We start from the raw sequence: 12,509 nt of genomic DNA on the forward strand, positions 1-12,509 counted from the left end.
GAGGGCTTGATACGGCGATCTCCCCTTCGGGAACGTGGCGAGCCCAGTCATGGTTTGTGGAAGAGAATGGCTGAACTCGCCCCAAAATTTCCCAGTGCTCCGGCCCAGGCCAATGTCGACCTGTCCAAGGTCCGGGCCCTGGTCTGCGAACCAAGCGGCCTGCTGCGCCAGGGCATCCGGCTGGCGCTGAACAATGTCGGCATCCGCACCATCGTCGAGGCCAATACCTTTCTGGCCGCGCACAAGGCCTGCGAGGAGAGCGATCACGACATCCTGATCATCAATCAGGAGATCGAGGCCAACGATTCCAGCTATATCCTGCGCGAGATGCGTTCGGGCAAGCTGGGCAAGGACCCCTTCATCGTCTCGGTCATGCTGCTGGCCTCGCGGGAAGAACCCAAGGTCCGCGCCGCCATGGATGCCGGCCCCGACGACCTGCTGCTGATTCCCTTTGCCCCCGACCAGCTCATGAACCGGTTGCGAGTGCTGGTGGAGCGGCGCAAGCCCTTCGTGGTCACCCACGACTATATCGGCCCCGACCGGCGCGCGGCGCCACGGCCCGGCGTCACCTCCGCCACCCAGTTCAATGTTCCCAATCCCATGCGGGCCCGGGGGCAGGGTATTCCCCACGATCGATATTACAAGCAGATGAGCGAGATGCTGGCGACCATCGCCGTCGAACGCATCAAGCGGCTTGCCGCCACCATCGAGTGGGAGTGCAACGCCCTGATGGTCAGCTTCCGCGAAAGCACCGCCACCGGCGAGACCACCTTCCGCAGCCTGATCAAGCTGGATTCCGTCACCGAGGAACTGTCGTCCCGGGTCAGCAAGACCCTGGGCCACACCACCGACCTTATCGACGGCTATCTGGCCGATATCCGCAAGCTGAAGAACTCTCCCGCCAACGTCACCTTCTCGGACGTGGAGGGGTTGTCCATGACCGGGCGCAAGATTTCGGGAACCTATACGTCCCGCTAGGTCACGATAGTGCTTTAGTCGCGCATGGCGTTCCCTCGGCCGCATAGCCAAATATCCATAATATTGCTATGTTAAAACTCGCCCGGAATCTGGGTGGGGAGGGGGCCGCCATGTTGATCGAACGAACAAATTCGACAGCTTGCCAGGATCCGGAAGAGGTCTGCTCGAAATCCCCCTTCCGGGTTCTGGTGGTTGAGGATGATCTTGTTCACTTTACATATTGTGAGCATGTCCTTAATCTAATATATGGCGACAAGCTGGTCCTGGAACGCGCCGTCGATTGTCAGAGCGCCATCGACATGCTGAACAGCCGGGAGTTCGAAATCTGCCTGCTGGATTATCTGGTCAAGGGCGGCGACGCCAAGGATATCCTGGCGCGGGTGGATTTCGGCCATGTCACCACGCCGGTGATCGTGGTCAGCGCCTTCGACGACCGGGAATTCGTCCTGGAGGCCCTTCGCCATGGCGCCGACGACTACGTCATCAAGGGCAAGTACAGCGAGAACGAGCTGCATCAGGCCATTCAGTACGCCATCTACCGCAAGTACAAGGAATTGCGGCTGCGCCAGCGCGCCCTTTACGACCCGCTGACCGGGCTGGCCAACCGCCATCTGCTGTTCGACCGGCTGGAGGAGGTTCACCGCTTCTCGTCGCGCCACGGCGAGAAGTTCGCCGTGATGGTCATCGATCTCGACAAGCTGAAGGCCGTCAACGACACCCTGGGACACGAGGCCGGCGACCGGCTGATCCAGTCCTCGGCCAATGCCATGGTCGCCAGCCTGCGGGCCAGCGATACCGTCGCCAGGATCGGCGGCGACGAATTCATCGCCATCTTGAAGAATATCCGCGACAAGGCCGGCCTGGCCCGGATATGCGACACCATGCGCAAGGCGGTGGCCGACAAGGCGATGGTCGAGACCGGTCTGGCCGACGTGGTGACGTGCAGCATCGGCGTCTCGGTCTTTCCCGACGACAGCACCTCGACCGCTGAATTGCTGCGCCAGGCCGACGCGGCTATGTACACGATCAAGCGCGACGGCGGCGACGGCTTCAGTTTCGTGTGACCCTCACATCACCGTGGTCGGCGCGATGTCGTCGTAGGTCTTGAGAACGGTCTCGCTTCCCGACTCGATCTCGATCAGCCGGACCTCGTACCCCCATAGATTGGCGATGTGGCGCAGCACGCGGATGGCCTCGGCCTCGTCCAGCTGCATTCCGCTTTCCACCATGTGATGGACGATCAGCCGGCGGTCTCCGGCCAGATCGACGTCGACGATCTGGATGTCGGGTTCCAGCCGGGCGATATCGTAGCTGCGCGACAGGGCCTTCCTGACCTCGCGGTAGCCGCGCTCGTTGTGGATGGCGGTCACCTCCATGTCGGGGTCGTCGCTGACGTCGTGAATCTTGAACAGCCGCATCTTGCGGATCAGGGCCGGCGACAGGTATTGCAGCACGAAGCTTTCGTCGCGGTAGTCCTCCCAGGCTTGGCGCAGGGTGCCGTAGGGATCGCTGTTGCCGGCGAAATCGGGGAACCACGCCCTGTCCTCGTCGGTGGGGGATTCGCAGATGCGGCGGATGTCGCTCATCATGTTGAAGCCGAGCGCGTAGGGGTTGAGGCCGGAATAGCGGCGGTCGTCGAAATCGGGCTGGAACACCACCGATGTGTGGGAATGCAGGATTTCCAGCATGGCGCCGTCGGTCAGCAGCCCCATCTCGTGCAGGCGGTTGACGATGGTGTAATGGGTGAAGGTGGCGCAGCCCTCGTTCATCATCTTGGTCTGCTTCTGGGGATAGAAGTACTGGGAAATCTTGCGGACGATGCGGATCAGTTCCCGCTGCCATGGCGCCAGCTTGGGCGCCATCTTTTCCAGGAAGTAGAGCAGATTCTCCTCGGGCAGGCCCAGGCGGCGCTTGCGTTCGGCCAGTTCCTCCGATCCGCGCTTGGTCGCCGCCGGCTTGGGGACCGTCCGCCACAGGTCGTTGTACATCTGTTCCTGATAGGCCAGCCGTTCGGCGGCGCGGCGTTCCTCGTCGGCCAGATCGGGGGTGCGCTTGCGCGGATATTTGTGGACGCCGTGGCTCATCAGGGCGTGGGCGGCGTCCAGCACCCGTTCCACCGCCTGATGGCCGTAGCGTTCCTCGCAGCGCCCGACATAGCCCTTGGCGAATTCCATGTAGTCGAGAATGCCCCTGGCGTCGGTCCACTGGCGGAACAGGCCGTTGTTCTTGAAGAAGTGGTTGTGGCCGAAGGCGGCGTGGGCGATCACCAGCGTCTGCATGGCCATGGAGTTCTCCTCCATGATGTAGCTGATGCAGGGACTGGAATTGATGACGATCTCGTAGGCCAGCCCGCGCATGCCCTTGCGGTAGAGCGTCTCATCCTGGGCGAAATGCTTGCCGAACGACCAGTGCTTGTACATCAGCGGCATGCCGATGGAGGAATAGGCGTCCAGCATCTGCTCGGCGGTGATGACCTCGATCTGGTTGGGGTAGGTGGTCAGCCCCATCTCGTTCACCGCGATGTCCTCGACTGCGTCGTAGACGCGGCGCACCTTGTCGAAATCCCAATCGGCGCCGGTGAACAGGGGGATTCCGGTCATGGCGCCTCTCCTCCCGCCGCCCAGGTGGTGCTGTCGTTGCGTTCCTTCGAGAACAGCTCCCGGAACACCGGGAAGATCTGGCTGCGCACCCGGACGCGGCGCATGGCGAGGTGGCCGCCGGGCTTGAGGATCTGCTTGTAGGTGCGCCACAGGTCGGATTCGCGGCCCAGCCAGTCCTTGTACTCGGCCCCGACCTCGATATAGGCGAAATACTGGCAGGCCGGCAGGATCACGTCCTCCAGCAGGCCGACGGTCTTCGGATTGTCGGTCGAGGTGTTGTCGCCGTCCGACGCCTGGGCGCAATAGATGTTCCAGTCGCCGACCGGATAGCGCTCATGGATCACCCGCTGCATCTCGACGAAGGCGGTCGACACCACGGTGCCGCCGGTCTCGGTGGAATAGAAGAAGGTCTCCTCGTCCACTTCCTGGGCTTCGTGGGTGTGGCGGATGAATACCACGTCGACATGCTGGTAGCGGCGCGACAGGAACAGGAACAGCAGCATGAAGAAGCGCTTGGCCAGATCCTTCATGTGCTCGGTCATCGAGCCGGACACGTCCATCAGGCAGAACATCACCGCCTGGGTGATGGGCTTGGGCACATGTTCGAAGCGGGAATAGCGCACGTCGAACGGATCGATATAGGGCACCCGCTTGCTTTTCGACACCAGCCGGTCGAATTCCACCCGCAGCGCCGACAGCCGTTCCGGGTCCTCGCCCGATTCCTCCAGCCGCATGATCTCGGCCTCAAGCTCGGCCAGTTCCGCCGGCTTGGGTCGGCGCAGCGCGATGCGCCGGGACAGGGAATTGCGCATGGTGCGCACGATGTTGATGTTGGCGGGCGAGCCGGTGACCGAATAGCCCGCCCGCACCGGGGTGGTGGACTCGGTCTGCTTCATCTTCTTCTTGACCAGGTCGGGCAGTTCCAGGTCGTCGAGGAAGATATCCAGGAACTCCTCGCGCGACAGCACGAAGGCGAAATCGTCCTGCCCCTCGCCATCGGGGCTGCCTTCGGAGCCGCCGTCGCCGCCGCCTTGCTGCTCGGGCTTGTCGATGCGGTCGCCCTCGACGAAATCCCGGTTGCCGGGGACCACGTAGTCGCGGATGCCGCCGTGGGCGGCGCGGCGGAAGGTTGGTTCGCGCAGCCCGTCGGCGGGAATGGAAATCTTCTCGCCGTTGGCGATGTCCTGGATGGAGCGGTTGCCCGAGGCCTCGCGCACCGCCTTGACGATCTGGGCGCGGGCGCGGCGCAGGAACCTCTGCCGGTTGGCGAGGCTTTTGCCCTTGGGATTGAGACGCCGGTCGATGACGTTCATGGTCTTGTCCCTCAGTCGCCGGGCGGGGTGCCTCCGCGCCCCTGGGCTTTCGCTCGCACGCGCTCGCGGGGCCTCAACGGCCCAGTCGTTCGCTTCGCGAACTCCATTCTTCGGTCCCTCAGTCGCCGGGCGCCTCGTCCTTCGAGGCGCCGCTGTCGCGGCTCCTCAGGATGAGGCCAACCCGCAGACCTTGTCATCGGCCCTCATCCTGAGGAGCGCAGCGTCTCGAAGGACGAGGGCCGTCGCGCAATCCTCACCCCGCCTGCTTGACCCGCATGTACCATTCCACCAGGCGTCTGACCTGACGTTCGGTATAGCCGCGGCTCATCATCCGCTCGACGAATTCCGAATGCTTCTTCTCGCTGTCGGAATCCTTCTTGGACCCGAAACTGATCACCGGCAGCAATTCCTCCACCTGGCTGAACATGCGCCGCTCGATGACTTCCCTGATCTTCTCGTACGAGGTCCAGGACGGCGACTTGCCGCCGTTGGCGGCGCGCGAGCGCAGGGCGAACTTGACCACCTCGTTGCGGAAGTCCTTGGGATTGGCGATGCCGGCCGGCTTCTCGATCTTGGAGAGCTCCTGGTTCAGCAGGTCGCGGTTGAGCAACTGGCCGGTGTCGGGGTCCTTGAAGTCCTGGTCCTCGATCCAGGCGTCGGCGTAATCCACATAGCGGTCGAACAGGTTCTGGCCGTAATCGTGATAGCTTTCCAGATAGGCCTTCTGGATCTCGTTGCCGATGAACTCGGCATAGCGCGGCGCCAGTTCGCCCTTGATGAACTCCAGATACTTCTTCTCGGTGTCCTCGGGGAACTGCTCGCGCCGGATGGATTGCTCCAGCACGTACATCAGGTGGACCGGATCGGCCGAGACCTCGTGGGTGTCGTAATTGTAGGTGGACGACAGCACCTTGAAGGCGAAGCGGGTCGAGATGCCGTCCATGCCCTCGTCGACGCCGGCGGCGTCCTTGTATTCCTGCATGGGCTTGGCCTTGGGGTCGGTCTCCTTGACGTTCTCGCCGTCATAGACCCGCATCTTGGAATGGAGATTGGAGTTCTCGTGCTCGCGCAGGCGCGACAGCACCGCGAAGCGCGACAGCATCTCCAACGTGCCCGGCGCGCAAGGCGCGCTTTCCAGTTCGGAATTGTCGATCAGCTTGTCATAGATCTTCTGCTCCTCGGTGACCCTCAGGCAATAGGGCACCTTGATGACGCAGATGCGGTCGATGAAGGCCTCGTTGTTGCGGTTGTTCTTGAAGGTCTGCCACTCGGCCTCGTTGGAATGGGCCAGCACGGTGCCGAGGAACGGCATGGCGCCGATGTTTTCCGAGCCGATGTAATTGCTTTCCTGGGTGGCTGTCAGCAGCGGATGCAGCATCTTGATGGGGGCCTTGAACATCTCGACGAATTCGAGCAGGCCTTGAGTGCAGCGGTTGAGGCCGCCGGAATAGGAATAGGCGTCGGGGTCGTTCTGGCTGAACATTTCCAGCCGGCGGATATCGACCTTGCCCACCAGGGTGGAGATGTCCTGGTTGTTCTCGTCGCCGGGTTCGGCCTTGGAGACCGCGATCTGCTTGAGGCGCGACGGGAAGACCTTCACCACCTTGAACTTGGAGATGTCGCCGCCGAACTCGTCCAGGCGCTTGACCGCCCATGGGCTCATCAGTCCGGTGACGCGGCGGCGCGGAACGCCGTAGCGCTCTTCCAGCACCGTTCCCATGGTCTCGGGGTCGAACAGGCCCAGCGGGCTTTCGAACAGCGGGCTGACCTCCTTGCCGGCCTTCAGCACATAGATGGGGTGAACCTCCATCAGCGCCTTCAGCTTCTCGGCCAGCGACGACTTGCCGCCGCCCACCGGCCCCAGCAGATAGAGGATCTGCTTTCTTTCCTCCAGCCCCTGGGCGGCGTGGCGGAAATAGCCGACGATGCGCTCGATGGTCTCCTCCATGCCGTAGAACTCGGAGAAGGCCGGATAGATCTTGATGGTTCGGTTCATGAAGACGCGCGACAGGCGGGCGTCCTTGGCGGTGTCGATCACCTCGGGCTGGCCGATGGCGGCGATCATCCGTTCGGCGGCCGATGCGTACATCATGGGATCATGACGGCAGCCCTCCAGATAATCCTGCAACGAAAGCTCGACTTCCTTGCGGCCTTCGTAGGCCCGCGCGTAATGGGAGAAGATGTCATCGGAGGCAGCCATGGCGTCTCTCCATCCTTAGAGTCTGTCCAGCGACGTTCCGTCGCGCCGAAGAGCCGGCCGCGAACGGGCGGGTCCCATCATTCATGTTTGGATTGATCAGATGAAATACAGGGGGGAGGCCCGAAGATTTCCACGCGACGCGATGCGTCCGCGGCAAGGCTGCGTTGACGGAACCGCCGTGGCGGTTCGAGAAGCCCTCAAGGGATGCCGAAGACCACATGGCGTCATCCTTCTCGCCAGCCTCCGTTCACTGCCAGTCTAAGGGCGCGGTCCTTAACAAAGCCTTTGGGAAAACGGAAAGGCCACCCCCGGATGGTCCGGGGATGGCCTTGGGCCGCGCGATCTTGCCGGCGACGGGCGGCGGGATCGCTATTCCGCCGCCCGGGAGGGCTTGGGATGCGGAATCTTGTGCAGGTCCAGTTGTTCCCACACCGTGCTGAATGCGTTGACCAGATGATCCATCATGGCGTCGTCGTGCAGCGGCGTCGGGGTGATGCGCAGCCGCTCGGTCCCCACCGGCACGGTGGGGTAGTTGATGGGCTGGACGTAGATGTTGTGCTCCTTCAGCAGCAGGTCGCTGGCCTGCTTGCACAAGGCGGCGTTGCCCACCATCACCGGCACGATGTGGCTGACCGACGGCATCACCGGGATACCCATCTCGGTCAGGCGGCGCTTGCAGGTGGCGGCGCGTTCCTGGTGGCGGTCGCGCAACGACGGATTGGCGCGCAGGAAGCGGATCGAGGCCAGGGCGGCGGCGGCCACCGCCGGCGGCATCGACGACGAGAAGATGAAGCCGGGGCCGAAGCTGCGCACGTAATCGACGCAGGAATCGCTGGCGGCGATATAGCCGCCGACCACGCCCACCGCCTTGGCCAGGGTGCCCTGGATGATGGTGATGCGGTCGCGCACGCCGTCGCGTTCGGCCACGCCCGATCCCTCGGCGCCGTACATGCCGACGGCATGGACCTCGTCCAGGTAGGTCATGGCGTTGTGGGCCTCGGCCACGTCGCACAACTCGGCCAGCGGCGCGATGTCGCCATCCATGGAATAGACCGATTCGAAGGCGACCAGCTTGGGCGTCTCCTTGGGGTAGGCCGACAGCAGCTGGTCCAGGTTCTCGGGGTCGTTGTGGCGGAAGACATGCTTGGCCGAGCGGCCATGGCGGATGCCCTCGATCATGGAATTGTGGTTCAGCTCGTCCGAGAACATGACGCAGCCGGGAATGGAGGCGCCCAGGGTGGACAGGGCGGTCTGGTTGGCGACGTAGCCCGAGGTGAACAGCAGCGCCGCTTCCTTGCCGTTGAAGGAGGCCAGCTCCTCCTCCAGCAGGACGTGATAGTGGTTGGTGCCCGAGATGTTGCGGGTGCCGCCGGCGCCGGCGCCGCAGCGTTCCAGCGCCTCGTGGGCGGCCTTGACGACGTCGGGATGCTGGCCCATGCCGAGATAGTCGTTGGAGCACCACACCACGACCTCGTAGGTCTTGCCGTCGCGGTAATTGGTGGCGATGGGAAAGCGGCCGCGCTGGCGTTCAAGATCGGCGAAGACCCGGTAGCGGCCTTCGCTCTTCAGCTCGGCGATCCGCTTGGCGAAATAATGCTCGTAATCCATGCCACTCCTCCCTTCGCGCCGGCGTTGGCCGCGCGAGCCTCGGCGATCCTAGAGGATCGAAAAGGCGGCTTGCAAGTGTACATGCCGTAATGTCGGCGGTACTTGTCCTTGCCTGTCCGTCATATCGATTCCCGGATCAAGGCTCCATGAGCTTCGTCAAGGGCGCGGCCGAAGCGCCGCAGCATCTCTGCGATTTCGTCTTCCGAGATGACCAAGGGCGGAGAGAAGGCGATGGTGTCGCCCATGGCCCGCAGGATGACGCCGTTGGCCTGCGCCCGGGCCACCACCGCCGGGCCGACGCCCCGCGTCGCGTCGAACGGCCGGCGGCTGGCCTTGTCGTCGACCAGTTCCAGGGCGCCGATCAGCCCGACGCCCCGCTTCTCGCCCACCAGCGGGTGGTCGCGGAACGCCTCCAGCCCCCGTTGCAGAGCCGGTCCGACCGTGGCGACCTGGGCCAGGATGTCGCGTTCGGCATAGATTTTCAGGGTCTCGACCGCCACCGCCGCCGAGACCGGATGGCCGCCATAGGTATAGCCATGGCCGAATACGCCGATGCGCCCCGATTCCTCGGCCACCGGACCAAAGACCCGCTCGTTGACCATCAGGGCCGAGATGGGGGCGTAGCCCGACGACAATCCCTTGGCCAGGGTCATCATGTCGGGGCGGATGGCGAAGGTCTCGGTGCCGAACATCTTGCCGGTGCGGCCGAAGCCGCAGATGACCTCGTCGGCGACCAGCAGGATGTCGTGGCGGTCCAGCACCGCCTGGATCTTGGGGAAATAGGTGGCGGGCGGCACGATGACGCCGCCGGCTCCCATCACCGGCTCGGCGAAGAAGGCGGCGACGGTGTCGGGGCCCTCGGCCAGGATGAGCGCTTCCAGATCCTCGGCCATGCGGGTGGCGAAGTCGGCCTCGCTCTCGTCCGGCCGGCCGAAGCGGTAGTGATGGGGGCAGCCGGCCTTGAGGGTGCCGGGAATCGGCACGTCGAACGACCGCTGGTTGTTGGGCAGGCCGGTCAGCGAGGCGGTGGCGATGGTGACGCCGTGATAGGCCTTGTCGCGGGCGATGATCTTCTTCTTGGCCGGCTGGCCCAGGGCGTTGGCGCGGTAGTGGATCAGCTTGATGGCGGTGTCGTTCGCCTCCGATCCCGATCCCGCCAGGAACACCTTCGACATCGGTGCCGGCGCCATGGCCAGCAGCCGGTCGCACAACTCCACCGCCGGATCGTGGCTCTTGTGGCTGAACAGGTGATAGAACGGCAGCTTGCGCATCTGGGCCGCCGCCGCCTCCACCAGCCGTTCCTCGCCCCAGCCGAGCGAGGTGCACCACAGTCCGGCCAGCCCCTCGATGTAATCGCGGCCCTGCTCGTCGAACACCCGCACTCCCTGTCCGCGGGTGATGACCATCGGCCCGGTCTCGCGGTGGCGGATCAGGTTGGTGTAGGGGTGCAGGACGGATTCGACGTCGCGCTCGGCGGTGGTGCGGTTGCTGGTGCGCGGGTCCATGGGGCCTCCCGGTGTTGGATGGTCCGCAGCATAGACCGGACCGGGGAGGGGACGGCAAGGGGGATCGATGCCGCCCAGGGCAATCGGTGTTTCCGATCGCCCCGAACGGGGCGTCAGGAACTGGGGGTGAGCAGCTTGCACCCCTTGCCCGCTTTTTGCAGCTTCTTGCAGGCGGCGCGGGCCTGATCCTCGTTGAGGCCGCCGATGCGGGCGCGATAGAGCGGCTTCTTGGCGGTGCCGGCCTTGTCGATGTCGATGGCGCCGCTGTCGACCAGCCTGCCGAGGCGCTTGGCGGCGGCGGCGGCGGCCTGCTGGGCCGGACGGTACGTGCCGAAGGCTCCGACCTGGATCGACCACGAGGCCGGGTCGGCGTCGCCGACGGCGTCGTCTTCGGAGTTGGCGCGGGTGGGGCCGCGCATGGCGACGGTCCCGGAGGCGGGCTTGGCCGCGGCCGGGGTCTTGGCGGCCTGGGCGGCGGCCACCAGATCGTCGATGTTCGGCAGGTCGTCGGCTTCGGTTTCCGCCTGGGCGACCTCGACGGCGTGGCCGCGCTTCAGGCGCGCGAAGCCCTTGTCCAGCAATTCGCCCATGTGCTTGTCGCGCGACGCGCCGGTGGTGCCGCCGAACACCACGCCGATGATGCGCCGCTCGCCGCGCTTGGCCGACGAGATCAGGTTGAAGCCCGACGCATGGATATAGCCGGTCTTGATGCCGTCGGCCCCGGGATAGCGCAGCATCAGGCGGTTGTGGGTGTTGATGGTCTGGCCGTCGTGGACGAACTGGCGCGACGAGAAATAGCGGTAATAGCGGCCGTGATGGCTGATCAGGGCGCGGGCCAGGGTGGCCTGGTCGCGCACCGTCGACACCTGGCCGGAATCGGGCAGGCCGGAGGCGTTGCGGTAGGTGGTGTTGCGCATGCCCAGCGCCCGGGCCTTGCGGGTCATCATCTGGGCGAAATTGGCCTCGCTGCCGCCGACGGCCTCGGCCACCACCACGGCGATGTCGTTGGCCGACTTGATCACCAGGGCCATGATGGCGTCCTGGACCGAAATTCTGTCGCCCGGCTCCAGCGTCAGCTTGGACGGCGACTGGGCGGCGGCGTGGGCCGAGACCTTCAGTTTGGAATCCAGGCGCAGCCGGCCGGCTTCCAGTTCGTCGAACAGCAGGTACAGCGTCATGACCTTGGTCAGGGACGCCGGATAGCGGCGGGCATCGGGGTTGGCGGCGTGGAGGACCGTGCCGTTGTTGGCGTCGATGACGATGGAGGCGTAACGGTCCGCCAGGGCGGGCGACGTCGACAGAAACAGGCCGAACAGGACTGCAAGTGCCCCGAATAGGGCGGGGCGAAGGCTTGGCGGGAATCCGGTGCGGCTCGGGTGCAACGTGTCGACCTTCCGTTCAGCGATGGGATTCGATTAAGGTAACGGGAAAACCAAGGTAGCGGGAAAACCTTAAAGAAATTACGAATCGGTGTCCAGCTTTGCCATGATCGGAATAATGACATATCGATCGGTTATGATGTCCCTGCCGGACGCCGGGGAATAGCACCCATGTGGAATCCTCTTTCCGCCCCGGGTGGAGTCCAGTGTCTCCGTCGCAACCTGAAGGACTCGTGATGAAGCGCCATTTCCGATTGTCTATGCTGTTGGTCGGGTTGTCCCTGGCCTCGGGATGCACGTTCAAGGGCGGCGATATCGGCGATCCGATTCACCGCAAGTTTCATTGGTTCTCGTTCGTCGCCGGCGATGACATCGCCGCCTCGTGCCAGCCCGACCTGCCTGATCGCGTGCGTCTGGTCTACAACGCGGTATGGGGAGAGCAGGTCCGGATCTATGAATGGGACTCTGTGCGCCGTCTGCTCGGCATCCGGGTTTTCGGAGCCGGCGACCTGCGGGGGGTGACCCTGTCCGACCCGGTGGCGGGCTGGCGGTCCAGCGACGCGACGGTCCAGCTGGACGAGGCGGCTTCCGCCCGTCTGGTCGCCGCCCTGGCCGAGGACGGCGGTTTCGGCCCGCCGTCGGTGGGGCTGGACCTGCCGTCGCGCTCCTATCACTGGAGCGCCGCCACCTGCCGCCAGGGGCGCTTTACCTTCACCGGCTGGAAATACCCCTCGGCCGCCTTCGACGGCCTGCGTTTTCCCGCCCTGCTGTTCGGCCATGATCCCGATCGCGCCTCGGTGCGGCCGGCTGGCCCGATTCCGGTCGACGTCATGTGGGAATATGACCGCAACCGGGGCGCGGCGGTGGATTTCACCCTCAAGGTCGGCGCCGCCGGAATGGCCCGATGACGGTTATGTTGCACTGCA

Annotated in this window: 9 protein-coding genes; 3 read left to right on the top strand and 6 right to left on the bottom strand. The window is 64.5% G+C overall.

Annotation, left to right across the window (positions count from 1 at the left end):
* Positions 1-66 precede the first annotated feature (66 nt).
* Together MTBSS4_RS14755 and MTBSS4_RS14760 are read left to right on the top strand one after the other, a co-directional pair.
* The gene (locus MTBSS4_RS14755) at positions 67-978 is read left to right on the top strand and encodes a response regulator (protein WP_173984166.1); all 912 of its coding nucleotides are present in this window, start codon (positions 67-69) and stop codon (positions 976-978) included.
* A gap of 110 nt (positions 979-1,088) precedes the next feature.
* The gene (locus tag MTBSS4_RS14760; protein ID WP_173984167.1) at positions 1,089-2,042 is read left to right on the top strand and encodes a GGDEF domain-containing response regulator; all 954 of its coding nucleotides are present in this window, start codon (positions 1,089-1,091) and stop codon (positions 2,040-2,042) included.
* 3 nt (positions 2,043-2,045) lie between these two features.
* On the opposite strand, the gene MTBSS4_RS14765 is transcribed toward MTBSS4_RS14760, so the two are convergent.
* From MTBSS4_RS14765 to MTBSS4_RS14790, 6 genes are all read right to left on the bottom strand, one after another.
* Positions 2,046-3,578 carry a SpoVR family protein gene (locus tag MTBSS4_RS14765; protein ID WP_173984168.1) on the bottom strand — a complete coding sequence of 511 codons (1,533 nt, stop codon included), beginning with the start codon at positions 3,576-3,578 and terminating at the stop codon, positions 2,046-2,048.
* On the bottom strand, positions 3,575-4,891 hold the full coding sequence (locus tag MTBSS4_RS14770) for a YeaH/YhbH family protein (RefSeq protein WP_173984169.1): 1,317 nt from the start codon (positions 4,889-4,891) through the stop codon (positions 3,575-3,577). The genes MTBSS4_RS14765 and MTBSS4_RS14770 overlap by 4 nt, the downstream gene beginning before the upstream one ends.
* A 253-nt stretch (positions 4,892-5,144) precedes the next feature.
* A complete protein-coding gene (locus tag MTBSS4_RS14775; RefSeq protein WP_173984170.1) occupies positions 5,145-7,091 on the bottom strand; it encodes a PrkA family serine protein kinase in 1,947 nt (648 codons plus the stop codon).
* A 369-nt stretch (positions 7,092-7,460) separates the two neighbouring features.
* Positions 7,461-8,699, bottom strand: a complete 1,239-nt coding sequence (gene hemA, locus MTBSS4_RS14780) for a 5-aminolevulinate synthase (RefSeq protein ID WP_173984171.1) — start codon at positions 8,697-8,699, stop codon at positions 7,461-7,463.
* Positions 8,700-8,818: 119 nt separating this feature from the next.
* Entirely contained in the window at positions 8,819-10,204 is a 1,386-nt protein-coding gene (locus MTBSS4_RS14785) for an aspartate aminotransferase family protein (protein ID WP_173984172.1), read from the bottom strand.
* Positions 10,205-10,317: 113 nt separating this feature from the next.
* Positions 10,318-11,586, bottom strand: a complete 1,269-nt coding sequence (locus tag MTBSS4_RS14790; protein ID WP_173984173.1) for a D-alanyl-D-alanine carboxypeptidase — start codon at positions 11,584-11,586, stop codon at positions 10,318-10,320.
* A 233-nt stretch (positions 11,587-11,819) separates the two neighbouring features.
* Here MTBSS4_RS14790 and MTBSS4_RS14795 point away from each other — a divergent pair, with 233 nt between their 5' ends.
* Complete coding sequence (locus MTBSS4_RS14795) at positions 11,820-12,491, top strand: hypothetical protein (protein WP_173984174.1); 672 nt, start codon at positions 11,820-11,822, stop codon at positions 12,489-12,491.
* The last annotated feature ends 18 nt before the right edge of the window (positions 12,492-12,509 follow it).

This window comes from Magnetospirillum sp. SS-4 (assembly GCF_902729425.1).
Classification (GTDB): domain Bacteria; phylum Pseudomonadota; class Alphaproteobacteria; order Rhodospirillales; family Magnetospirillaceae; genus Phaeospirillum.